General features: G+C 31.2%; 22 protein-coding genes. 7 read left to right on the top strand and 15 right to left on the bottom strand.

All coding sequences use genetic code 11. The annotated features are described in order from the left end of the window. Positions 1-10 precede the first annotated feature (10 nt). From HZC47_08300 to HZC47_08280, 5 genes are all read right to left on the bottom strand, one after another. Positions 11-325, bottom strand: coding sequence for a hypothetical protein (locus HZC47_08300; GenBank protein ID MBI5680878.1), 315 nt, complete (start codon positions 323-325; stop codon positions 11-13). A gap of 5 nt (positions 326-330) precedes the next feature. Further along, positions 331-957: a hypothetical protein gene (locus tag HZC47_08295; protein ID MBI5680877.1), complete on the bottom strand. Its 627-nt coding sequence runs from the start codon at positions 955-957 to the stop codon at positions 331-333. Between the two features lie 335 nt (positions 958-1,292). Beyond that, a complete protein-coding gene (locus HZC47_08290; protein ID MBI5680876.1) occupies positions 1,293-2,093 on the bottom strand; it encodes a metal ABC transporter permease in 801 nt (266 codons plus the stop codon). 32 nt (positions 2,094-2,125) lie between these two features. Next, positions 2,126-2,872 (bottom strand): ABC transporter ATP-binding protein, encoded by a 747-nt coding sequence (locus HZC47_08285; GenBank protein ID MBI5680875.1) that lies wholly within the window; start codon positions 2,870-2,872, stop codon positions 2,126-2,128. 33 nt (positions 2,873-2,905) lie between these two features. Next, a complete protein-coding gene (locus tag HZC47_08280; protein MBI5680874.1) occupies positions 2,906-3,814 on the bottom strand; it encodes a zinc ABC transporter substrate-binding protein in 909 nt (302 codons plus the stop codon). A gap of 115 nt (positions 3,815-3,929) precedes the next feature. On the opposite strand from HZC47_08280, the gene HZC47_08275 reads away from it, so the two are divergent. Then, a complete protein-coding gene (locus HZC47_08275; GenBank protein ID MBI5680873.1) occupies positions 3,930-4,313 on the top strand; it encodes a CopG family ribbon-helix-helix protein in 384 nt (127 codons plus the stop codon). A gap of 60 nt (positions 4,314-4,373) precedes the next feature. On the opposite strand, the gene HZC47_08270 is transcribed toward HZC47_08275, so the two are convergent. The 4 genes from HZC47_08270 to HZC47_08255 all read right to left on the bottom strand — a co-directional run bounded on the left by HZC47_08270 (position 4,374) and on the right by HZC47_08255 (position 8,548). After that, entirely contained in the window at positions 4,374-5,609 is a 1,236-nt protein-coding gene (locus tag HZC47_08270) for a hypothetical protein (GenBank protein ID MBI5680872.1), read from the bottom strand. A 66-nt stretch (positions 5,610-5,675) separates the two neighbouring features. Beyond that, positions 5,676-6,437 (bottom strand): precorrin-4 C(11)-methyltransferase, encoded by a 762-nt coding sequence (gene cobM / locus HZC47_08265; protein ID MBI5680871.1) that lies wholly within the window; start codon positions 6,435-6,437, stop codon positions 5,676-5,678. A 19-nt stretch (positions 6,438-6,456) separates the two neighbouring features. After that, positions 6,457-7,350, bottom strand: a complete 894-nt coding sequence (locus HZC47_08260) for a thymidylate synthase (protein MBI5680870.1) — start codon at positions 7,348-7,350, stop codon at positions 6,457-6,459. 229 nt (positions 7,351-7,579) lie between these two features. Next, positions 7,580-8,548: a glycosyltransferase family 2 protein gene (locus tag HZC47_08255; protein MBI5680869.1), complete on the bottom strand. Its 969-nt coding sequence runs from the start codon at positions 8,546-8,548 to the stop codon at positions 7,580-7,582. Positions 8,549-8,832: 284 nt separating this feature from the next. Between HZC47_08255 and HZC47_08250 the strand changes: the two genes are divergently transcribed. Beyond that, a complete protein-coding gene (locus HZC47_08250) occupies positions 8,833-10,173 on the top strand; it encodes a tetratricopeptide repeat protein (GenBank protein MBI5680868.1) in 1,341 nt (446 codons plus the stop codon). Positions 10,174-10,204: 31 nt separating this feature from the next. Here HZC47_08250 and HZC47_08245 read toward each other — a convergent pair whose 3' ends face one another. The 5 genes from HZC47_08245 to HZC47_08225 all read right to left on the bottom strand — a co-directional run bounded on the left by HZC47_08245 (position 10,205) and on the right by HZC47_08225 (position 17,141). Beyond that, positions 10,205-10,807 (bottom strand): hypothetical protein, encoded by a 603-nt coding sequence (locus HZC47_08245; protein MBI5680867.1) that lies wholly within the window; start codon positions 10,805-10,807, stop codon positions 10,205-10,207. An 86-nt stretch (positions 10,808-10,893) separates the two neighbouring features. Further along, positions 10,894-11,715 (bottom strand): hypothetical protein, encoded by an 822-nt coding sequence (locus HZC47_08240; GenBank protein MBI5680866.1) that lies wholly within the window; start codon positions 11,713-11,715, stop codon positions 10,894-10,896. A 10-nt stretch (positions 11,716-11,725) separates the two neighbouring features. Next, positions 11,726-11,962 carry a hypothetical protein gene (locus tag HZC47_08235; GenBank protein MBI5680865.1) on the bottom strand — a complete coding sequence of 79 codons (237 nt, stop codon included), beginning with the start codon at positions 11,960-11,962 and terminating at the stop codon, positions 11,726-11,728. A gap of 217 nt (positions 11,963-12,179) precedes the next feature. Continuing rightward, complete coding sequence (locus HZC47_08230; GenBank protein ID MBI5680864.1) at positions 12,180-13,034, bottom strand: DUF1616 domain-containing protein; 855 nt, start codon at positions 13,032-13,034, stop codon at positions 12,180-12,182. A 195-nt stretch (positions 13,035-13,229) separates the two neighbouring features. Next, a complete protein-coding gene (locus tag HZC47_08225; GenBank protein MBI5680863.1) occupies positions 13,230-17,141 on the bottom strand; it encodes a DUF11 domain-containing protein in 3,912 nt (1,303 codons plus the stop codon). Positions 17,142-17,468: 327 nt separating this feature from the next. On the opposite strand from HZC47_08225, the gene HZC47_08220 reads away from it, so the two are divergent. From HZC47_08220 to HZC47_08200, 5 genes are all read left to right on the top strand, one after another. Continuing rightward, the gene (locus HZC47_08220; GenBank protein MBI5680862.1) at positions 17,469-17,771 is read left to right on the top strand and encodes a PqqD family protein; all 303 of its coding nucleotides are present in this window, start codon (positions 17,469-17,471) and stop codon (positions 17,769-17,771) included. A gap of 95 nt (positions 17,772-17,866) precedes the next feature. Next, positions 17,867-18,301: a lasso peptide biosynthesis B2 protein gene (locus HZC47_08215; GenBank protein ID MBI5680861.1), complete on the top strand. Its 435-nt coding sequence runs from the start codon at positions 17,867-17,869 to the stop codon at positions 18,299-18,301. Then, positions 18,298-20,190: a lasso peptide isopeptide bond-forming cyclase gene (locus tag HZC47_08210; GenBank protein ID MBI5680860.1), complete on the top strand. Its 1,893-nt coding sequence runs from the start codon at positions 18,298-18,300 to the stop codon at positions 20,188-20,190. The genes HZC47_08215 and HZC47_08210 overlap by 4 nt, the downstream gene beginning before the upstream one ends. A 305-nt stretch (positions 20,191-20,495) precedes the next feature. Further along, on the top strand, positions 20,496-21,398 hold the full coding sequence (locus HZC47_08205) for a serine kinase (GenBank protein MBI5680859.1): 903 nt from the start codon (positions 20,496-20,498) through the stop codon (positions 21,396-21,398). Positions 21,399-21,433: 35 nt separating this feature from the next. Continuing rightward, the gene (locus HZC47_08200; GenBank protein MBI5680858.1) at positions 21,434-23,248 is read left to right on the top strand and encodes an ABC transporter ATP-binding protein; all 1,815 of its coding nucleotides are present in this window, start codon (positions 21,434-21,436) and stop codon (positions 23,246-23,248) included. A 27-nt stretch (positions 23,249-23,275) separates the two neighbouring features. Here the strand turns inward: HZC47_08200 and HZC47_08195 are convergent, their stop codons facing one another. Next, complete coding sequence (locus HZC47_08195; protein MBI5680857.1) at positions 23,276-23,677, bottom strand: hypothetical protein; 402 nt, start codon at positions 23,675-23,677, stop codon at positions 23,276-23,278. Positions 23,678-23,757 lie beyond the last annotated feature (80 nt).

Genomic DNA, 23,757 nt, shown 5'->3' with positions numbered 1-23,757 from the left:
TATCTTATTTTTAATTTAATGCAAATATCAAAAAACCAGTTAATGCAGTAGCAGTGTTAGCAGTAATAGAAATTAAAAAGGCTTTTTTATATTTTATTTGAAGTAAGATCATGATTAATAAACTTTCTAGCAATATAACTGTTAATTCAATGATATAAATGTTATTGAGTATGTTTTGGTAGCTGTATGTGGCTAAAGGAAGTGTAAGTGAATTTATAAGTATAGAATAAAGAAGTAATTCTAAAGTTTGTTTTTTAATAAATAGCCATAAAATGAAAAATTCTATAATAATGGTAAGAATCCATGCCCAAAAATAATTTATCATAATTTTTATTTATACTTCCTTGCTATAATAATTAGAACAATGGCGATGATGGCTAAAACTGGAATTAGAATAAAGAATAATGGATAGATCCAAAAAGACATGTTGTTTTTAGAAGGCTCTGGTAAATTATTTTGTTCGCTGATACTTTCTTCTTGTGTTGACCCGTCAATATATGCATACACTACTTTGGATTTTTTAATTTCTAAATTATTTCCATTTAAAGAGGTTATCTCCAGAATTACTGTAGCATTTTCAAGAGGATTACTCATTCCAACTGTTCCATAACTCCCTTCAAGCATAATCTTTGATTTTATAACACGAGGATCATTTTTGAAGAAATTGTCAATCTCTGAAGTATCCATACTCTTCAGTTCATTTTCATTAAAATCAGATTTTTTAATAGCATATATTGAGAAGGTACTTAACTTATAGAAACTAAATTCACTGGAATTTAGTAATGCATATTCTGGTGCTGGGGTCCCATGAGCTAAAAAAATATAATCAGGATAATTTTGGATATTGGAAATTTTATAAGTTAAACCAACCTGTTTTGTGCCAGGTTCTATTACATCTGCAAATACAGCTGAAGGGATAGACAATATAATTAAAAGTGAAATACATGAAAAAAGCATTTTATTCTTCATGTTGTTTATTTTGTAATTTATTTTATATAGATTTATTTGAATTTTATAAAATGAGAATTAAAACAAGATAATTATCTAATCATTAAAAAGAAGGGTATAGATATCTTAAGGGCATAAAGGAGGTGAAAGAGAGAATAAAAAAACTAATAAGAAGGATAATTATCCAAACTTTCACCTGGGACTTTTTTAGTCCTACATATAGCTTAATGTCACATACAAATAATGTTTTAATCCCTCCCTTGTGAATACTATCACAAAATTCAATAATTACAAATTGAACTTAAGGGAATATTAACCAGATATTCAAATTAGTAATGGAGAGGCTACCAATATTTTTTTAAAAAGATAGAAATTAAAAATGCTAATCCTAAAACAATTACTATTGTTGCCCCTGAAGCTAAATCAAACACGAAAGATAACCATAAACCTGTAAATGTAAGTATTATTCCTAAAATTATAGATAAAACCATTATATTTTTTATTTTATATGTAAATTGTTTACTTATGGCTGCAGGAATGCTTAAAAGAGCAATAACGAGTATAACTCCCACAACTTTAATGAGTACAACTACACTAAGGGCAACAAGACATAAAAGGAGAATATACAGGCTTTCTGATGGAACTCCAACTACTTTAGAAAATTCTTCATCAAAGGAGATTGCAAGAAACTCTTTGTGAAATAATAAAATAGTAGACAGAATTATAAGATCTAAAATAAACATTAGTGTAAGATCAAAGTAGGGAACTGTAAGAATACTTCCAAATAAATAGCTAAATAGATCTGGAGCGTATCCTGGGCTTAAACTAATAAATATAACACCCAAAGCCATTCCAACACTCCATAAAATTCCAATAGCAGTATCTTCACTAATTTTAACCCTTTCATTAATTAATCCAATGCTTACTGCAGTTAACAGGCTGAAGGGAATAGCAGCGACAATGGGATTTATTCCAATTAAATAACCTAAACCAATACCGCCAAAAGCTGCATGTGAAATTGCACCACTAATTGAAACAATTTTTTTAACAACAACATATGTACCAACCATTCCGCAAGCTACACTGACTAAAACAGCGGCAATAAATGCATTTTGCATAAATCCATATTGAAGAAATTCAAACATTGGAAACATCCATGAATCATTATATTTTTTATTCAATGCTTTTTAAACACCCTATGAGGAACGCCATGACCAATTAATTCTATAGGGCAGTGATATGCAGCTTCAATCCCGCTTGCAGAGTCTTCAGGATGCCCATGATAAAATAATTTCATATTAAGACATGCAATCTTATCCACATAGGATGAAACCACACCTACATCATGGGTTATAAGTATTATGGTCATTTTATCCTTTAGAGATGATAAAAGGTCATAAAAAGATCTTTGCATTTCAGGATCAACACTTGCAGTAGGTTCATCAAGTAAAAGTAACTTTGGCTCTCTAGCAATGGCTCTTGCAATAAACACTCTTTGAAGCTGCCCTCCTGATAACTCACTTATCTGCCTATCCTTAAATTCAAACATTTCTACAGCATTTAAAGCGTTATCAACAGCTTTTTTATCTCTATTTTCATAATTTTTAAATAAACCCCTGTATCGTCCCATTAAAGCTACATCATACACATTAATAGGAAAACTATGGTCAAAAAAAGGATGTTGGGGAAGATAACCGATAAATTTTCGCCCGTCACTTGGATTTTTACCAAAAACTTTTATATTTCCTTTATATAATTTAGTTAATCCTAAAACTGCTTTTAAAAGAGTAGTTTTTCCACCACCATTTGGACCAATTATGGCAATGAAATCATTTTCATTAACTGAAAGGTTTATATCTTCAAGAATAGGTATATTATTCAAATTAACATAAACTCCATTTAAATTAAGAGCTTCCGCAGTCATATATAAACACCTGGATTTAAATAAATCATTAAATTAATTCAATGCTTTTTTAAATGCTTCTGCAACGTTATTTAAATTAGATATATAATTTTTATCCATGTCATCTATAACTATTACTTGTCCTCCAATTTCAGAGGCAATCATATCTGCGCTTTTCCTACTAAACTGAGGCGAAATAAATATTATTTTTATATTATCTTTCTGGGCAATGTCTATTAGAGTTGCAATTTCTTGTGGGCTAGGTTCTTTTCCATTTTTTTCAATAGCTACTTGGGTAAGACCATAATCTCTGCAGAAATAACCCCATGAGGGATGATAAACCATTATTATCCTATTTTTGTTTCCAGAAATGGATTCATTAATTTTTTTATCAGTATTGTCTAGTTCCTTCAGATATTTGTCTTTATTAGAGGTGTAATAATCCCTATTTGCAGGATCTATTTGAACAAGAGTTTTATAGATGTTTTCTACAATTGTCTTGGCATTTTTTGGGGAAACCCATACATGCGTATCATACTGATTTTTTAAGCCTTCAGAGTGCTCTGAACTGGTTTCATTGTTGGATATGAAAGTAATTCCGTTAGAACAGTTTATAATTACTATATTTTTATTCATACTGTTTATTTTTTCCATCCAAACATTTTCAAATTCAATACCAGAGCCTACTTGAGCATATATTTGAGCATTGCTTACTTCTTTAAGTTGTTCAGGTAATGGTTCATATGTGTGGGGATTTGCACCAGGAGGAACCATTACAGTTACTTTAACTTTATCTCCACCAATTTTTTCTGCAAATTCAGCTTGTGGAGGTACAGTTACAATTAAACTGATTTTACCTTCGTTTGAAGCAGATTTACTTGGTGATGCATAATATATAACCGATCCTAAAAGCAAAATGCCTATAATAAGTGCAAAAATGATTATTATTCTTCTTTTTTCCATGATACACCTATTTTTTCTATTAGTTATACTCTATTTAGTTTTTATTAATACTTAAATATTTTCTTAATAAATTTTAACAAAATCTTTATAATGAATTATTAACTTAGTATATAACATGCCTATTATCAGTATATCCTTAAATGAAAAATTACTGGAAGAAATTGATAAAATAAAGGATGAAATCGGATTTTCAGGAAGATCTGATGTAATTAGAGCAAGTGCAAGACTGTTAATTTTTGATAATAAAGAAAAAGAAGAATTAGAAGGTGAAATTAATTCCATACTTGTACTTATTCATAAACAGGAAGCTGAAGATAAGGTAACAGAAATAAAGCATGATTTTGAAGATATTATCAACACTCAAATACACAGCCACTTAAAGGATAATGCCTGCCTAGAACTTTTTATTTTAGAAGGAGACGCAAATAGAACTAAGAAATTATCAAAAAAATTTCAAACCAGCCGAAAAATTGATTATGTAAAACTTATCGTTGTTTAATTATAAAATAAATTTTAAATTAACAATAAATTATTGTATAATATTTGTTTTTGAGTGATTTTATTTAAGCAGAAAGCTCCCTACAGTGTTTTCAATGAAATAATCATTTTTTTCATAATAATCTCCTGAAACCATCAATTGAAGCTCATAAACATCTACATTGTTTTTAGTAACAGTTGTTCTATCAATATAAAATGGTGAAGGAATATCATTAGAAAATACAGGGTTTTGCTGACATTTATACACAATTCTAAAACCTTTTACATCACCGTAACTGATATTTTGTTCAAAAACTTCAGTTCCACCCCACCATGCACGTATATAACTATCTTGAGTCTTTTTATATTCTTCCAGAGAATTACCAAACTCTCTCCCTATTTTACCGTACCATACGATGCATTCAACACTATTTCCATAAATTAAATAAAGCCTGGCATCTTTTCCAGCGTTTTTATATGATCTTTTTTGCCAAACTGAAGGATAACTAATAGAAAATCCTTTTCCAGTGAAATTTTTCATTTTTGATTTGTTTGAAACTTCATTTATATCAAAAATTGATGTAATAGGAGGGAATACTTCAAATTCCCGTGTTATATTTTGGATTTGTGTAATATTTCTTTTTCCAACGGTTCCAGCAGTTATACTGAAATAGACAGAGGTTGAATTTAAAGGCACATAAAATTTATATTTGAAATGCCCATTAGAATCTGCTTTTAGGGTAATATTGTTAATTACAGGATCATCAAAGGCTGTATCTATATAACTTTCCAGATCAAGATTGTTTCTTAGGGTCATATTTGAAATTATACAAATGGAGGCATTAGGATCGCTTTGGCCTTCAAGTTCAACAATTTTATTTTCATAATCAAGCTTTCCAATGGGTTTAATTGAAAGATAGGTTAATGGACGTTGTATTTCAACATCGTGGGAAACCTCATACTTGCGTGGTGCCTTTGAAATTACAGAAACACTAGTATCAGAAATTTCAATGGGAATTGTAAGCTTATATTCAAAACTACCGTTACTATTAACTTTAACAGGTGTTTTATTTAATCTTAAATCAGGATCACTAATAAAAACTTGAGCATTAGGTTCAGTTTGACCTTTTACTATAAATTCAGTGGTAGAATTACTTATCTGTGCATTATTTGTATCTAATGAGCTGTAAGTAATATCTGGAACAAATGATCCAGTTATTGCAATGAATATTAATGCCCCTACACAAAATGCGCTTAATCCATATACTGCTTTATCAGTATTAGACTGTTTTTCCCACCATTTTTTTATTCTGTCCATATAACTCAGTTTTTATGATTATTCTAAATATTTTTCAAAAAGTGTCAATTCAAAATAATATATTTATTAAATTGCTTTACGGTATTCATGAGTGAATTTAGAGTCATAAAGCTTGGATGGAGTAATATTTCCAGGATCAAGAACTTTACCTACCACAATCATTGCTGTTTTTTCTATTTTTGCTTCCCTAACCTTATCTGCAATATTTTCTAATGTTCCTTTAATAATCATCTCATCATGCCATGAAGCTTTTTTAACAACTGCAACAGGTGTATCTGGAGAATAATGGCTTAAAAGATCACCAACAACCTCTTTTATCATATGAACTCCTAAAAATATACACATGGTTGCATTATGTTCTGCAAGATTAGAAATAGCTTCTAATTGGGGTTTAGGGGTTCTACCTTCAGGTCTTGTTATAATGACAGTTTGAGAAACTTCAGGTAAAGTTAATTCAGATTCAAGTGCAGCAGCAGTTGCAAATAATGAACTAACACCAGGAATTATTTCAAAATGGATGTTTTTATCCCTTAAAAATTGTATCTGCTCACCAATTGCCCCATATATGGATGGATCACCAGTGTGCACTCTTGCAATAATTTTCCCGTTAGATGTTTCTTTTTCCATTATACTTAATATCTCATCAAGATTCATGGAAGCACTGTTGTAAATTTCTGTATTTTCTTTAGCATAACTTAAAATTTCTTTATTAACAAGTGATCCGGCATAAATGATAATTTCAGATATTTCTAATGCATTTTTACCCTTTATTGTTAAAAGTTCAGGGTCTCCAGGCCCTGCACCTATAAATATTACTTTTCCTTCCATTTTGTTCACTCTATTTTTTTTATTTTAATTTAACATTTTCCTCAATTTCAATTGCTCCAAATGGACATTTTAAAACACATATATCGCAGCACCCACAAGATGCTGCATCAACTTTAACTTTCCCATTTTCTTTTATTACAATTGTTTTATCCCCTATTTTTACATTAGGGCACACATTAAAACATATGTGGTCGCAATTATCGCCACCTTCACATATACTTTCATCTACAACTGCAGATTTTGCTGCAAATCCAAGCTCTTTTTTTACAGCTTCCTTTATTTTATAACCTGCAAGGTGAAGTATAGTATCTCCTACTTGAGGATCTGTAGCCATAGAAGCTAAACATGGATAATTATGATAAAATTTACCTGATTCAAATTCTGCTTCGTTTACAGGGATATTTATTAACTTTTCTGCTACAAACCATGTTGAACCGCAGGGAGCGCCTCTTTTAACTTCAACGCTTTTTATAAGTTCATCTGCTTTAATTTCAAGCAATGGTTTACCAAAAACTGAAGCAAATTTATCTATATATTCATCTCCAACGGGTTTAAGTGAGCAGAAAGGTTTTGGAAACACAATTTTAGCATCTTTAATTTCATTTTCTATTTCTCTTTGAAGACCAGCAGGAATTTGTTTAGGATCATGTATGGGAACAATAATTGATTTTGCTCCAGTTTCAGATGCAACAAATGGTAAAATCATATTTATATCTCCATATAATCCTAAAGAAAGTATTAAATCTGCTTCAGGAAGGTTTTCAGGAACAAATTCTTCTACATCATCAATGAATTCAGGTAAATCTTCAGGAATTTCATTTATACCTACTATTGATGAAGCAAAGTTCATTTTAGCAATATTATTTACAATTCGTGTTCCATAATTTCCAGAACTTAGAATAAATATGCGCATGTCCATTTTTTATACCAACTTAGATTAGCTTAAATTTCTATTAGATTACAATTAATTATAGTTTATTATTTTAAATAAAAAATTATTTATAAACCCATTTAATTCAAATAATAGAATTTTAAATGAAATAATGAGTTATACGCTTCTTTTTAAGTTATAATTTACTGATTATTCTAATTTAGGAGAATATAGAATTAAAAAAAGAGGATATATGATTTTGACCATAATTTTATTTTTGATCTTTAATAGTGGATTTAAAGTTAGTTTCATCGGGGTGAATTATGTTAATTGAGGGTTTGTTTTGCATTTTATTTATCATTCTAGACATTGAATCTAAAATTATGCCAGTAAGTGCTAAAAATGCCCCTCCCAGCGTGAGTAGAATTGATAATATTGTAGCGGCTAAATTTGTACTTAAACCTGTAACATAATCTCTAAAGAAAGCAAGGCCTAGCATTAAACCTATGATAATGATTATACCTCCAGGTAATGTGAAATAAACTAACGGTCTTTGGAACTCTATATCATTTAAAATGTTTACTAAGACTTCCAGACCGTGAAATAATGGATTTTTTGTGGAACTATCTACATCGTACCTTACTCCAATTTTAACTTCTTTTATTTTGAGTCCTGCATTTGCAGCATCTATTAACATTTCACTTTCAATACCAAAATCTGCACAACTAAATCTAAAAGTAGGCACCGTAGAAGCGGCAAATGCTCGAAAACCACTTTGACTATCAGTAATGGGAATACCACTACCTACATTAGTAGCTGTATCCAGTACAGTTTGACCAAATCTCCTGTAAATAGGTGTATTTTTCTCTTTACCTTCAATGTAACGACTGCCATTTACTATATCTGCTTCTCCATCTTCAATAGGCCTTATAATTTTGGGTATCTCTTCAGGATTATGCTGTCCATCAGAATCCATTGTGACAATAATATCTGATTTTCCTGCCCCAAGACCTAAGGATTTGATGGCTTTAAAACCTGTTCTAAGTGCTGCACCTTTACCCTGATTTAAAGGGTGTTTTATTACTTCAGCCCCTGCAAGTCTGGCTATTTCTGATGTTCTATCGCTGCTACCGTCATCAACCACTATTATTGTATCTGCATACTTTTTAGCGCTGAGTACAATACTTCCTAGGGATATTTCTTCATTATAAGCAGGTATTAGCACTGTTACTTGGGTCATGTCATGCCTCTAATTTATTTACTATAATATTTCTTTTAAATTATATTAAAGAGATAATACATTAATTTAAAATATAAATTAATATTTAATTTTAACCTTAATATTTTTTTTCATAAAATAATTTAATTTATTTTAGAAAACATGATATAATGTTGCAATAACTTTCTTAAATGATTTTAAATACAAATAATCTTCATTTTAAAATTTTAATGGAAATTATAGGTAATGTATATATGTTTTTCAATGAAGACAATAGTATAATAAAAGATTTATAAGGTGCATTAATGGGAAAAAATGATGGCGACCTGGCATTAAAGATCGGATCCAAATTTTATGGGCGAGGAGAGCTTGAAAAAGCGCTTGTATATTATAACCAGGCTCTAGACACATTTGAAGAAGTGGGTGATTTACAAAAAGAAGCGGACACACTTCTTGAAATAGGAGACATCTACATTGAGTTAAATGATACTAAAATGTCTAGAAAATTCTATAAAAAATCCCAAAAAATTTATATAAAAAATAAAGATATAATTGGAGAAGGATATGCACTAACAGGGATGGGAGTTACCTATCAAAACGATAAGGAATACGAAGAATCCCGAGAATATTATAAGAAAGCACTGAAAAAGTTCCAGAAAGCAAAAGACAATGAAAGAACCCCAATTTTAACATCTCTTATTGCAGATACATATGAAAGTCAAGATGCAGTAGAAGATGCTTTAATAAAATATGAAAAATCCCTGAAACTTTTCGGCGAGATTAAGGACACTAAACGAGAAAATGAAATTATAGAAATAATGGATAATTTAAAGCAGAAAAAGCTTAAATCTCGATTGTCTAGAAATCAACTCATAATTTTAATAGGATATCTTGTTTTAATCATTATTGCAGAATTAATAACTTCTTATGTAAATCCTGAAGCAGGTATTTTAGTACATGGTTTTATACTTTTTTCACTTTTAATTCAAAGTTCAACAACCAAGTCTTATAATTTTTCAAATATTTTAATGGCAATGATGGCACTACCAATGATCAGAATAGTTGGACTTACAATGCCACTATTGCAAGTTCCAGTACTTTACTGGTTCCCTGTGATTTCTATACCTCTTTTTGCAGCTGCAATAATAATAATAAGAGTTCAAGGAACAAGCCGTATTAGTTTAGGCTTAACATGGGGCAATATCCCTGTTCAGCTCCTTATAGCATTTACAGGAGTTATCCTTGGATTTATAGAGTACCAGGTTCTTCACCCCAAACCATTAATACCATATTTTAGTATTGAAACAGTTTTAATAGCAGGCATAATACTTTTAATTTCAACAGGATTGGCAGAAGAGCTCTTATTTAGGGGAATTATACAGAGAAATGCTGAAAATCTATTTGGGGGAGCATTTGGCCTGTTATACGCTTCATTACTCTTTACAAGTCTTCACATTGGATGGCAGTCGTTAACAGATTTAGCATTTGTTTTTTCAGTTGCAATGTTATATGGATACTGTTACCAGAAAACTCGAAGTATATTTGGAATAACATTATCCCACGGATTATCTAATACGTTTCTATTTTTAATAATGCCGTTTATAACAGAGTATAGTATCTTTGGAATAACTTTGATCCATCGATAATGCAGTATTGTAACTCATATAAACGTTTTAATTATAAATAATAGGTTTTATTAACGTTATGGAGTTCACTAGGGTTATTGTTAGGGTACCATATATAATTTGCTGGAACAACTATCCGATTACCAGCAGCAATGAGATTGAATTTACCTTCCCAGTAAGTGTCATGACCATTAATAACAAAATTACTTGTAACATTATTTCCATCACTTGAAAAGTCACCGTGACCTGTCCAGGCAGCACATTTCATGTTATATTTTCCTGAAAATATAGTGCTTAACATAGCTTTCCTGAAATCACCAGATATAAGTGCATAAATAGTATCAAATGTAACTATTATTTTATCTATTTTTCCAGTGCCATTAAGACCATCTGCAGTATAACACAGTGGGTCTTCAAAGTTTTCAGCACCAGATAACTTAATTTCAAAATTAAAATCAGTTCCTTTCCCAAATATTATGTAATACCCACCAAGAGTGCCAGTATTTCCTGAAGGAGGTATAGTAACATAAGAAGTGTAATTGTAGGGGATGGTGTTAAATAATAATTTTTCGATATAACCTTCACTAAATTCAACTGCTATTAATCCGAAAATAAGTAAACTTGCAACGATTATAATTACAACCTTTCTTTCCATGGTGTTTCACTTTATAGCAATGGTTTAATATAATTAACTGAATTTTAAAAGAGTAGCATTATTATTAAAAAAATAAATAAAAGAGATTATGCGGTAATTACGCATAATGTATTTGGTCCAAATGTTCCTGGATTTCTTGCATTAATTGTTACTGCACCGTTTGGAGCTGTGGTTATTGGCCCGAGATTCAATAGACTTACTCTGTCAATGATTAATTTAAAGTCACCATCAACATCAAGGAATACCACATTGAGATATAAAACATTAGTACTCATTCCGGCAAGTATTTTTGCAAATTGAGTAGGATCTTCGGTTATTGTTAATTTATTGTCAGTTATATCTGACGGAAGTAAATTTACAGTGACATTTTGGAATTCAAAGTTATATAACTCTGGTTCAACTGCTTGAACTGTGACTAACTTTGGGTTTGAAGGAGGAGTTTTGCTCATAGACCAACCCTGTATCAAGAAATTCATGTTATCTTTTGGTTTGGCACTTTCATTTACTCCAGGTGCATATGCACTTAACCATATCTTTGTTGGGAATCTTGCACCATTTGGAATTGCATTACTTCCAAAACCTAGAATTTCGCTTAAATTTATTGTTTCTGTTCCATTTGGTTTAATCCAAGCATCAACGTAAAACGTGGTTGTTTTTAGATTGGTACGGGTTCCATTGGTAATGTTTATTGATGTTTGACCACCGAGAGTTTGATTAGTGGTTCCATTAAATGTTACATTTTCAAAGGCCATAACTACATGGATCCATGTTGTTCCATTGTTAGACATTTGTATTTTTGTTTCATTACCTGAAGGTCCAAATGGTCCTTTAAAAAATAATAAGAGTAAACCTAAAATAATTAGCAGTAATAAAATAATTCCAATTTTCTTTTTTCTATCTTTATCCATCTAATCGCCTTTAAAGTATAATAAATAATTTGTAAGCCATAACTGCTATAAAAACTAAAAGTAAGGGTACAATAGCTATATTAGATCTTTTTACAAAAGATCCCATATCTTTATTTTTGTATGCTCCCGCATTTAATATTTCCCTAAGAGCTAAGAAAAGTAATAATAAAACCACCGCAATTATACTGTAAGTCATAACTTCTGCAGTTGTTACAGTTGTTGTGGTAGTAGTCACAGTTGATATCATTACATCCTATATATTCGTTTTTTAATATATAAGTGTTGTGGTCATTTCACAAAATTAATCTAAATACCTTATAAAGCAGTGCTAATTTTCACAAAAATTATGGGGTTTAGAAAGGAAAAGTGCATATTTTCACACATTGATTTATAATGAAATTAGGGATTTATAATGCTAAAAATACATAGGTAACAGGTTAAAATTTAAATGTCTTATTTTTAAATTAAGAAACATTAATCCAAAGATGAAGAGAACGGTAAATGTTAACATCATCTGGTAATTTATAAAGTAAAAATTCTAATTTCTGGCCTTTTCCCGTTTTTGAAGGAGTAAATGTGAATGGAATCTCTTTTTTTTCATTATTAGATAAGGTGAGGTCTTCGTTTTTGATAGTGATGTTATTTAACTTAATTAAAAGGTGATATTTTGTTGTGATTTGCTCGTGATTAACAATAACAACATTAACGTTTCCTGCTTGCCCTAAAGTTAAATTTGTGGGATAATTACTTGCTGTTCCATTTGGCCCTAAAATATAAAATTCTGTGAATTTTTCACTTTCTTTTGGTTTAAGTATAACATAAGTTGTCAAGGGGATTGCGATAACAATTAAGGTTATAAGCACTACCACCAGAATTTTTTGAGTTTTAGGTGCGTTTTTGAAATTTTGTGTATTTTTTTTGAAGAATTTGGCGGATTCAACAGTAAATCTTTCATCAGGAGAAGTTTTCATCCGTTTTATGTATGCAATTAGAATTAATATGATTGTAAAGGTAGATAATGATAAAATGAGTGGTATCAAACGTATTCCCAATGGGGTGAAATTTAGGGCGAAAGCTATTAGAGGTGTGAGCATTATGCTTAGTCCCAGACTCAAAGCAAAACGTTCAATTGCAGTTAGATCATTCTTTTTTGTAAATAGGCATGCAGTTAAAGAATAGCCTGGTAAAAATAGTATAAAAATTATGCCTAGGAGTGTTCTGATTGAAGTGTCATTTAGTATTGGTACAAATGTAAGTATAATCAATAAAACTGTGATTAAAATCACAATAATGATATCTGAATTCCCTGATAGTTTCATAATCAAAACCTTAAATAGCTATTATGATGTTGTTTTTGAATAAACAAATATAATTTAGTTGTTTTAATTGAATTATTAAAATTTGTTATATTTAAAAGTGTTCTTAAAATTAGTTTGTTAAAATGAAATTAGAAAAGAAATTTAAAAAAAAAGTAGGGTTTTTTAGGGAGTTTCCCCTAAAAAATGATTTGGATTTTATTGTGTTTGTATGGTTGTTATTTTTGATATGTCTGTTTGGTTAGGGTCTGTTCCTGTTAAACTGGTTATTGTTGCGTTATTTTTGATTATGGTTCCTATTGGTAAACCGCTGTTTACATTTGCGGTTATGGTTAGTGTTGCTGTTGCTCCTGCTCCTAGGTTGTTTATAGTCCAGTTTCCTGAAGTTGAGCTGTATGTTCCAGTTGTGCTAGTGTAACTTACAAATGTAAGGGCTGCTGAGAGTAGATCGTTTATAACCAGAGTGGTTGCTTGTGGTCCGTTGTTGGTTACTGTTATTGTGTAAGTTATTGAGCTTCCGCTTGTAGGGTGTGTGTTGCTTACTGTTTGTTTTACTTGTATGTCTGATGCTGCTTTGATGTTTATTGTTGCTGGTGAGCTTTTGGTTGGATTTGGATTTGTTCCAGCTTGTGTGACTGTTGTGTTGGTTGTTAGTGCGGTGTTTGCGGTCATGACTTTTAATACTAAATCTAGGTATGCCCATTCTCCGTTACAGAGATTTCCTAAATTCCATGTGTTTGTTACTGTGTTGTATGTTCCTTGTTTAGGGTTTATTGCTAGTATTGTGTACCCTGCAGGTATTGTTACGGCTACATTAACGCCTGTTGCGTCGTCTGGTCCGTAGTTACGCAGATCCACGTAGAACATTGCTGTGTCGTATAGTGTTTGTGGGTCATGTGAGTATCCAGGGTTGTATAGATATTGGTTTAGTCTTAACCATGTTGATGGAGTGTAGCTTACTCCGCCAACTCGTATGTTGGCTGTGTTCTGGTTGTTAGTGTTGTTGTTGTCTATTTCAGTTAGTTGTATGCAGCTTGCTGTGTTTTTGATTATGGTTCCGCTTGCTGCTGTTACTGTTGCTGCAATGTTTAATGTTGCAAAGTCTCCGTTGTTTAATGTTCCTATAATCCATTGACCAGTTCCAGAGTTATAAGTGGTTCCTGCAGATGGTGTTACAACTGCATTAAGTCCTGCTGGCGGTCTGTAGAAAACTACAACATTATTTGCTGTTTGTGGCCCGTTGTTTGATGCTGTTACCGTTATGGTGATTGGATTTCCTGTGTTTGGAGTAAGATTAGATACAGTTTGGGTTACAGCTATGTCTGCTGATGGGCTTATGGTTACTGTTTTACGTGCAACATTGTTACTCATATTTGGGTCTTCTTGAGTCCCTGTAACAGTTGCATTAGTTGTTAATGTTACGTTCGGTTGGATTACTTTTAATATTAAGTCCAGATATGCTGTTCCATTGTTACTGAGGTTTCCTATAGTCCAAGTGTTAGTTCCTGCATTATAGGTTCCTACATGTGGGTTAATTGCAAGTACTTGGAATCCAGTAGGTATTTGTATGGTTACTGTGACTCCTGTAGCATCATCCGGCCCGTTATTATGTACAGTTATATAAAATATGCCTGTATCTTTAAGGTAGACGACTGAGTCATCGTAGTCTAATGTGTTGGTTACTGCAAGGTCTGTTCGGTCTCCGATTACAATGTCTGTGTATACGGTTACACCGTCAACTGTTGTTGAAACTCTTGCAACACCATTAGTGTTTAATGCTGTAAATGTTGAAGTAGCTAAACCATTAAGTGTTGTTCTTGTAGTTGGACTTACAGATCCTAAATTAACTCCTAAATTAACAAATGCAAAGCCCATATTTATACCGTCAGGTACATGACCTAAGCTTGAGGTGTCAACACCATTTGAATTAATTGTTAAAAGTCCAGTTAACCATGAATTAGCAAGTTTAGGGATAGAATCTGGAACTGCAGTAATACTGAGTATTAACCAAGTACTGACGTTAACTGCAGCATCTACTTTTGCTGAAGGACTTGTGTTAGATCCCCACCAGTTATCTGTAGCATCGACTGTTCCTGCTGCAAGGTGCATTTCATTAACACCGTTTCCTATAAGTCTGTTGAAATGAGCAATAGTACTACCACCATTATATGTGGATATAGCTGCACCACCAGTTGTTGCACTGTTACCTGTGAAAGTGTTTTCTGTTACTACTGCATTAACCCAGTTTCTAATGGCACCACCATACTGTGAAGCTGTGTTGCTTGTAAAAGTGCTTTTAGTTACAGTTAATGAAGGGCTACGATTCCATATAGCACCACCCCATTGTGCACTGTTACTGGTAAAAATACAGTTAGTTACAGTTACAATACTACTTATAGGATCTGTTTGACCGTTTCCAGTACAAATACCTCCTCCATCTCTTGCAGCAGTGTTGCTTGTAAAATTACTGTCAGTTACAGTCAAAAACATGGTATTCCATATGGCACCACCACAATCTGCGTCGTTACCTGTAAAAATACAGTTTGTTACAGTCAAATTACCGTCATTGTAAAGAGCTCCACCATTAGCAGTGGTACCTACATTACCATTTGTGAACGTTATGTTAGACAATGTAACTGTGTATTCGTGGTTTATTGTAAAAAATCTACCTGAATCTTGAGCATCTAGAGTTACAGTTCCACTTTCGCCCATTATGTTAACGTTTTTGTTGATTGTTAAGTTTTTGTTACTTGCTCCAGTGTAAGATGTCGCTGATCCTATTATGTGAATGTTTCCACGAGAGTAAACACTATTATATCCTTTTAGAATAGTAAAGTATGGTCTACTTTGGCTTCCGTCTCCTGTGGTGTCATTACCTGTTTGTGAGACATAAACATCATTCTTACCCCCACCTATAGTGATTGTTCCACTTGAAGTTATTGTATCTACTGTTGCACTTACCGTAGCTGTTCCAGTATTGGCGTTTCCTGTGAATGTTGTTGTTGCAGCACCATTAACAATAGTTCCTGTTGTTTGGGATAATGAACCTATAGTGGTAGGATTCAAAGCGAATAATGTTACGAGTATTCCGTCTGGGACATGTCCTGAAGCAGGATCATAGTAAGTTCCAGTATTATCATGTAATAAGTCTACTTTTACAATTGAATTACTGGTTGCTGGAATAAAGTTATCAAGAGGAGTTACTGTCAGAACAAGATATGTTGAGACTGTAAAACCAGATATTCCTACTGCTCCTCCATTAGATCCCCACCAGTTGTTGTTTGCTGTTACTGTTCCGCCGTTTTGTCTTATGTTACTACCGGTAGGGGCAGTATTCCCAATAATTCGGTTAAATTGAAGGTTTGCAGTACTTGTAACACCATTATTATTGTAAAGGGCACCACCATTATTATCTGCTGCGTTATTTAGGAAATTGTTCCCAGTTGCAGTTAAAGTACCACTATTCCAAATGGCACCACCGTTATTTGTACCAGTTCCTGTAGCGCGGTTGCTTCTGAAAGTACTTCCTGTTACAGTTAAGGTACCTGTATTGTAAATTGCACCACCATTCTGTGCAGTATTACTGGTGAAGTTACAATCAGTTAATGTTAGTGTTCCTGCATTTTGGATAGCTCCGCCTGTACCTGCTTTATTTCCGTTTGTGATTGTTAAATTGGATATGTTTACAGTGAATCCTGCAGTGACAGTAAATGCCCATCCTCTTCCTGCAGGGTTGATTATGGTCTGGTCGTGGCCTGCACCGTTAATATTAACGTTTTTGGCTATTGTTATATTGTAATCTCTGTGTGTAGCGTCAGCATTATAAGTGTTAAAGGTTGCTGCGTTAAGATTTATGGTATCAGTACTTGTAGTACTTGCTCGTGTAATTCCATAACTAATTGTTTTATAAGGATTATCTATTGTTCCCGTACCTGTTGTGTCGCTTCCTGTGTCATTGACATAAATATCTGCTGCACTTGCAGTTTGCATGGACAAAGAAGCCATTAAGATAATGGCTCCTATTATGATAAGATAAGCGTGATAATTTTTGATTTTAATTTTTGCTGTTGGTATCAAACTTTTTTCACCTCCTTTTATAGCTTTATACATATTTTTTACCTCTTTTTGAAGCGTAATGAAATTGAATTTTCTAAATTCATTTTTTCATGGGATGTGAATTTTTTCACAATATCAAAAAAATAAGTGAATTTAATGTGAAATTTGTAACATCCTTATAAATGAATTGAGGTTTTTATGTGAATATAATTTTACACATTTATACTATTTAAAATCTTTGCTCAATTTTAAAAAAATAAGTGAATTTAATGAATATAATGAACTACTTTTATAAAACATTATTTATGAAAATGAATTATAAATTGATAAATAACAAATTAATCAAATAAAATTTAAGAAGATTAAGGGGATATATTATATATGAACAAATTATCAAGTTCTTCAATTATTATGGCCAAAAAATCTGTTTATTGTAATGTAGAAGATGAAATAGTGATTTTAGGCCTTAAAGATGGCGTATATTATGGATTAAATAATTCAGGTGCATTTATATGGGATTTAATCCAAAAACCCAGAAGTTTAACTGAAATTTGTGATGCAATCGTGGATGAATATGATGTTGAAGAAGACACATGCAAAGAAGATTTATTGATTTTAATTCAGAAACTTTTAGATAAAGGTCTTGTTGAGGTTGAAGGAAAACAGGGCTTTCAAAAACCGTAGGTTTTTGAGGGATTTTCCTGAACCCAAAATCAAAGCTTAGAAATCTTCGATTTGTGCTCCAAACCCAAATGGTTTGAGAGATTTTGAGGTTATTAATGAGGATGAATAATATATTATTAAAATCCAGCACTTTTGAAAAATATATTTTAATTAAATCATTTATTTTACTGTGGATTGTACGGATAATGCTGTGGATACTTCCTTTTTCTTATATTCAAAAAATTAGTGGAGATTTAACTGTAAATAATGATAAAAAGAATACAAATCATAAAATATCCATAAATAAAATATTATACTCTGTAGATATAACCAGCAAATATGTTCCATTATGCACATGTCTTACACGTGCTCTGGCAGCTCAGATTTTACTTAAAAGAGAAAATTACAACTCAAGCATAAAGATAGGTGTTTGCAAGGATAATGGTAAATTAGAATCACATGCGTGGCTTGAAGTTGATAACAAAATAGTTTTAGGCGAATCAGAAACAGAATATATTCCATTAATTGATTTAGGTGAGAAAACGCAATGAGTGCCATTACAGGGATTTTTTTAAAAGATAAATCAGTTAATTTGGAATTAATTAAAAAAATGAATGATACCCTTTCATACAGAGGACTTGATGGCTCAGATATTTGGATTAATGGAAATGCTGCTTTTGGTCATCAAATGCTGCATACAACTCCTGAATCGTTAAATGAAAATCTACCTTTTTTTGATGAAGAAAAGGGATTGGCTATTACGGCTGATGCAAGAATTGATAATAGAAATGAACTTATTAGGGTATTAAAACTGGAAAAATCGGGAAAGATTATTACAGACAGTGAAATTATTTTAAAGTCTTATCAAAAATGGGGTGAGGAATGCCCTGAAAAATTATTAGGTGATTTTGCATTTGCTATATGGGATAAAAATAAAGAAAAACTGTTTTGTGCAAGAGATCATATGGGTGTTAAACCCTTTTATTATCATTTATCAGATGATAGCTTCTATTTTGCAATAGAAATCAAAGCATTATTAAGTGTTCAAGAAATACCTTGCAAGCTCAATGAAGTGAAAATTGCAGATTACATAATCTCTATGGATGAAGACAGGAAAAATACGTTCTATCAAGAGATATACAGGCTACCTGCAGCTCATTCAATCAGTATTGATTTTAAAAAAAATGAGTTAAAGCAATACTGGACACTTGATCCTTCAAATGAATTAAATTTAGGTTCTGATGAAGAATATGCCAAAGCATTTCATGATATATTTAAAGAAGCTGTTAAATGTCGCTTAAGAAGTGCTTTTCCAGTTGGATCAGAATTAAGCGGAGGATTGGACTCATCTTCTGTTTCATGCATGTCACAAAAAATTTTATCAAAAGATAAAAAAAGATTGAAAACATTTTCCATTGTTTTTAAGGATTTAACTGATTGTGATGAGAGTAATTATTCAAAAATAGTTTCAAAATGGTGTGATATGGATTCCTATTTTATTGAAAGTGATGGAATAAATCCATTTGAAGTAATGGAAAATCCTTTATGGCCAAAGGAAACGCCTCCATCAGCTCATAGTATGTATGTATTCTGGTTTCTCTACAAAAAAGCTCAAGAAGAAGGTGTAAGGGTTCTTTTAAATGGTTTTGAAGGCGATGCTGCAGTGGGAAGAGGTAACTGTCTTTTAGAAGAACTTGCCCGAAAGAAAAGGTTTAAAATGATGATAAAGGAAATTAAAGCAACATCCAAGCTTACACATGTTAATCCTTTTGAAATACTGTTTTATGAAGTAATGGGTCCTTTGGCTCCAGAATTTTTAAAGAACATCTGGAAATTTTTAAGCCAGGATTTCACATACAAAAATCATGAAAAAAAGATCATAAATAAAGATTTTGCAAAAAAAATAAATCTAAAAGAGCGTTATGAAATTATGAATGAATATTTGAAGAATAAGGGAAAAAATGTTCGAAATAACCAGTTTTATGAGCTTAGTTCTGGTTTTTATCAGATGATACTTGAAGAGTTTGATCAAATAGCTGCAGCATCTTCAATGGAGTTTCGTTTTCCTTTCATGGACAAAAGATTGTTAGAATTTTGTCTGTCTTTGCCTCCAGATCAGCAGTTAAGTGATGGGTGGGATAGGATCATCATGCGTCGTGCAATGGAGAATATTATTCCTCCAGAAATTCAATTTAGGCATGATAAGACATTTTTCGACTCAAACTTTAATAGTGATCTTCAAAATTTTGGTAAAGAACAATTTAAAAATATTCTCAATGATGATGATTCTATTGGAAAATACATAGATCTTAATTCAATAAGTGAAGTATTTCGTGAATTTGAATCAAAAGAATTAAAATCTTTATATTTAGGTGATGAGCCTTATTTATTATGGAAAGTAATTAATTTGTATATGTGGCTATTAAAAAAAGGTACTTAAATTGTTTTATCCAATATTCATGTTAAGGTAAAGTTTATATTTATTATTCCAAATATTAAATAAGATTAAAATACTAAAATATAATTGAGGCTTAAAGATGGATTCAAAAAATAAGATTAAAAAACAATATTCTAAACCGGAATTAACAGTTCATGGTGATGCTAAGAAATTAACATGGGGTACCAGCGGTAAAAGAGGAGATGGTACTGTAGGAAAGACAAGAAATTAATTTTAGTTCAAACTACTGAACTAATTTTTTTTATTAAAAAAGTTAATTAAAAATTTTTAGATAAATGGGGCATGATTTGAATTATTATAAAGCGTATGGTTTAAATATTGGGTTAAAAATTAATTCTAAAGATAATACAATTGAAAATGATGAATCAACAGAATTAGATGTTATAATTCAGCTTGGAAATGTTGATTCTTCATTATCAAAAGAAATAGTTAGTAATAAGTTCTTTAAGATTAGTAAAGGCAATGATAATGAATATTATCTTTATTGGAAAGGTGTAGGGACCTTTGAAGTATCTGATAGTGAAATTGTAGTTTCTCCAGAAGATAATGCAGATGTTTACACTCTTAATTCTTATATTTGGGGCCCAGTTATCGCGACTTTGCTTTATTTGAAAGGATTTTTAGTTTTACATGCAAGTGCAGTAAAAATTGCCAATTATGCAGTTGCATTTTTAGGTTATTCTGGAATTGGCAAATCTACTCTTGCTATGGCATTAAATAACCAAGGATATTCCTTAATAACTGATGATATTCTTGTAATTCAAACTGATGAGGATAAATCTCTTGTTTTTTCGGGTTTACCTCAAACAAAACTTTCATCGAAAATGATTAATATAATGTGGGACAATCAGGAGATACCAAAAATAATTTTAGGGCCAGAAGAACGTTTTCATTGCACTACACCTAATTTTTCTTGTGAAATTTTACCTTTAAAAAGAGTTTATATTATTGAGGAAGCTTTAAATTCTTATATTGAAAATCCTAAGCCTCAAAAAGCTTTAATGGAATTAATTCATAATTCTTACTGTTTTATATTCTTTCAAAATAAAGATAAATCATTAAATTTCAAGCAATGTTCTAAATTAATGGATGATGTCACAATACGCTCATTGAAAGTTAATAAATCATTTGAAGAACTATCAGAATTGGTAAAAAAGATAGAAAATGATTGTTTCAATGACTTAAAATAAATTAGGACTTAGAAAAATAATTCATGGGTTTTTTCATGCCTAAAAACAGCAGATTTCTCTCGAAAATAGTAGATTCTACTATTAAAAAATATTTAGATAGTCTAATTCATGTAATACCTAAAAATATCACATTAACTTTGATATTAATGGTGTTTATTAGCTTAACTGAGGGAATAGGCTTAATTTTATTGGTGCCATTGTTACAATTAGTTGGTTTAGATGTACAATATGGTGCTCTTAATCAAATTGAAAACTTTTTATTCCAGTTATTTGCATATTTTGGTATAAAACCAACATTAATCAGCGTATTAACCTTATTTGTAGTTATTATGGGATTGAATGCCTTTATTTACAGGTTGCAGTCAATACAAATAGCCAATATTGAATATGAATATGGTTCATACCTTAGAAATCAATTATATTCTGCCATTACTAATTCTAAATGGCTATTTTTTTCAAAAAACCGTTCTTCTGATTTTGCTCATGCATTAACTAATGAAATTGATAGGATTGGCATGGGAACATATGAATTATTATATCTTATAACAAATATTGCTGTAATTTTTATATATTTCCTATTTGCATTAAAAATATCCTTGGAAATCACTGTAATAACATTTTTAGTGGGAATATTTATAATAGTTCTACTTAAGCGGAAAACGAATTTAGCCCAGATTAGGGGTGAAGAAATTTCAAAAGAAGTCAAAAAATTTTATTCTACAGTCTTAGAACATTTAGATGGAATGAAAACAATAAAAAGCTTCAGAATGGAAAGTCAAAATGTTAATGAATTTGAAAAACTCAATGATCGGCTGAAACTTAGCTATATAGACACAGTAAAAAATTATGCAGACGTAACATTTCTTTTCAGCATATTATCTGTTATAATCTTAAGTATTTTAGTAATTATTATAATAGACGTACTTTTAATTCCGACAGCATCATTATTATTGCTTATATTTCTTTTTATACGCATGATACCTAAATTTTCCACAATACAACAAAATTACCAGTATTTTATAAATATGTTGCCATCATTTTCCAATGTAATGAAGATTAAAGAAAGCTGTGAAATAGAATCGGAGTTGTACTATCTAAAACAAGAGAAAATAACAATGAATAATGAAATCTGGCTTGATAATGTTTCATTTAATTACAATGAAGACATGGGTGTCCACGCAGTCCAGGACATTAATCTGGTAATCCCTGCAGGAAAAACAACTGCAATAATCGGCCCTTCTGGAGCAGGAAAGAGTACTGTTGCAGATATAATTATGGGGCTTATTAATCCTACAGATGGGAATGTAATGGTAGATGATAATGCTTTAAATTCCAAAAATATTCTTAATTGGAGGGATCAAATAGGATATGTAGCCCAGGATCCTTTTCTTTTCCATGATACAATACTAAATAATCTGATTGTAGCTAATCCTGACGCAAATAGATCTGATATTGAAAATGCACTGCAGATGGCTGCAGCTCGAAAATTCATTTCTAAATTACCTGATGAACTGGAAACGGTTGTTGGAGATCGGGGAGTACGACTTTCAGGTGGGGAAAAACAGCGTTTAACTCTTGCTCGAGCACTATTAAGCAAACCTACTTTACTTATCTTAGATGAAGCAACCAGTAACTTAGATTCTGAAAATGAAAAAATTATTCAAGACTCTATTTTGAAGCTACATGGTAAAATGACCATATTGGTTATTGCACACAGGTTTTCTTCCATTAAAAATGCAGATATCATTTATTTAATAGAAAATGGAAAATTAGTAGAATCAGGAACGTTAAATGAACTTATTAACAAAGAAAAGGGACGATTTAGGGAATTGTATAAATCACAGATTTAATATTTCTATTTTAAGCATTAAATTTAATTATTTTACATCAATAACCTTTATTTCAAATCTCACTATTTTTTTGTTAGGATCATATAGATCAAAATAAAAATTACTTTTTCCTTTACCTTGAATTATTTTAGGGTCAAGCTCAACAGTATCATTGGTTGCAATTGTCTTATTTTCTTTATCATAGCCTATTGCTTCCATTTTGACGTATCGTGTGTCTTCCTCGCCGTTATTTTTAACGATACCAGCTATTCCATAATAATTAGTTCCATTATATTGATAAGGAGCTCCGCTGCTGTTTGTAATCTCCAGATTATTAATAGCAAGGGGTGGTTTTTCTCCAAATGTGCTGTTTGCAATTGGATCTATTGTGCATCCAGATATTCCAACCATAATAAGGAATAAAAACAAAATTAGAAGTTTAACATGCATTTTATATCTCTTTAAATATTTTATTTCATGAATTGAATTTAGGTGAACTAAATATAATATTAGGTAACTATAAGTAATTA

Source organism: Methanobacterium sp., assembly GCA_016222945.1.
Classification (GTDB): Archaea; Methanobacteriota; Methanobacteria; order Methanobacteriales; family Methanobacteriaceae; genus Methanobacterium_D.
The sequence above is the reverse complement of the archived record's forward strand: the minus strand, read 5'-3'. Positions and strand labels throughout refer to the sequence as shown.

Bases quoted from the DNA above. Each gene is read 5' to 3' on its own strand.
- HZC47_08245 (MBI5680867.1), bottom strand. From the start codon at position 10,807: ATGGAAAGAAAGGTTGTAATTATAATCGTTGCAAGTTTACTTATTTTC.
- HZC47_08275 (MBI5680873.1), top strand. From the start codon at position 3,930: ATGCCTATTATCAGTATATCCTTAAATGAAAAATTACTGGAAGAAATT.
- HZC47_08210 (MBI5680860.1), top strand. From the start codon at position 18,298: ATGAGTGCCATTACAGGGATTTTTTTAAAAGATAAATCAGTTAATTTG.
- HZC47_08300 (MBI5680878.1), bottom strand. From the start codon at position 325: ATGATAAATTATTTTTGGGCATGGATTCTTACCATTATTATAGAATTT.
- HZC47_08230 (MBI5680864.1), bottom strand. From the start codon at position 13,034: ATGAAACTATCAGGGAATTCAGATATCATTATTGTGATTTTAATCACA.
- HZC47_08200 (MBI5680858.1), top strand. From the start codon at position 21,434: ATGCCTAAAAACAGCAGATTTCTCTCGAAAATAGTAGATTCTACTATT.
- HZC47_08225 (MBI5680863.1), bottom strand. From the start codon at position 17,141: ATGTATAAAGCTATAAAAGGAGGTGAAAAAAGTTTGATACCAACAGCA.
- HZC47_08290 (MBI5680876.1), bottom strand. From the start codon at position 2,093: ATGTTTGAATTTCTTCAATATGGATTTATGCAAAATGCATTTATTGCC.
- HZC47_08195 (MBI5680857.1), bottom strand. From the start codon at position 23,677: ATGCATGTTAAACTTCTAATTTTGTTTTTATTCCTTATTATGGTTGGA.
- HZC47_08235 (MBI5680865.1), bottom strand. From the start codon at position 11,962: ATGATATCAACTGTGACTACTACCACAACAACTGTAACAACTGCAGAA.
- HZC47_08255 (MBI5680869.1), bottom strand. From the start codon at position 8,548: ATGACCCAAGTAACAGTGCTAATACCTGCTTATAATGAAGAAATATCC.
- HZC47_08240 (MBI5680866.1), bottom strand. From the start codon at position 11,715: ATGGATAAAGATAGAAAAAAGAAAATTGGAATTATTTTATTACTGCTA.
- HZC47_08270 (MBI5680872.1), bottom strand. From the start codon at position 5,609: ATGGACAGAATAAAAAAATGGTGGGAAAAACAGTCTAATACTGATAAA.
- cobM (MBI5680871.1), bottom strand. From the start codon at position 6,437: ATGGAAGGAAAAGTAATATTTATAGGTGCAGGGCCTGGAGACCCTGAA.
- HZC47_08280 (MBI5680874.1), bottom strand. From the start codon at position 3,814: ATGGAAAAAAGAAGAATAATAATCATTTTTGCACTTATTATAGGCATT.
- HZC47_08215 (MBI5680861.1), top strand. From the start codon at position 17,867: ATGAGGATGAATAATATATTATTAAAATCCAGCACTTTTGAAAAATAT.
- HZC47_08220 (MBI5680862.1), top strand. From the start codon at position 17,469: ATGAACAAATTATCAAGTTCTTCAATTATTATGGCCAAAAAATCTGTT.
- HZC47_08285 (MBI5680875.1), bottom strand. From the start codon at position 2,872: ATGACTGCGGAAGCTCTTAATTTAAATGGAGTTTATGTTAATTTGAAT.
- HZC47_08295 (MBI5680877.1), bottom strand. From the start codon at position 957: ATGCTTTTTTCATGTATTTCACTTTTAATTATATTGTCTATCCCTTCA.
- HZC47_08250 (MBI5680868.1), top strand. From the start codon at position 8,833: ATGGGAAAAAATGATGGCGACCTGGCATTAAAGATCGGATCCAAATTT.
- HZC47_08260 (MBI5680870.1), bottom strand. From the start codon at position 7,350: ATGCGCATATTTATTCTAAGTTCTGGAAATTATGGAACACGAATTGTA.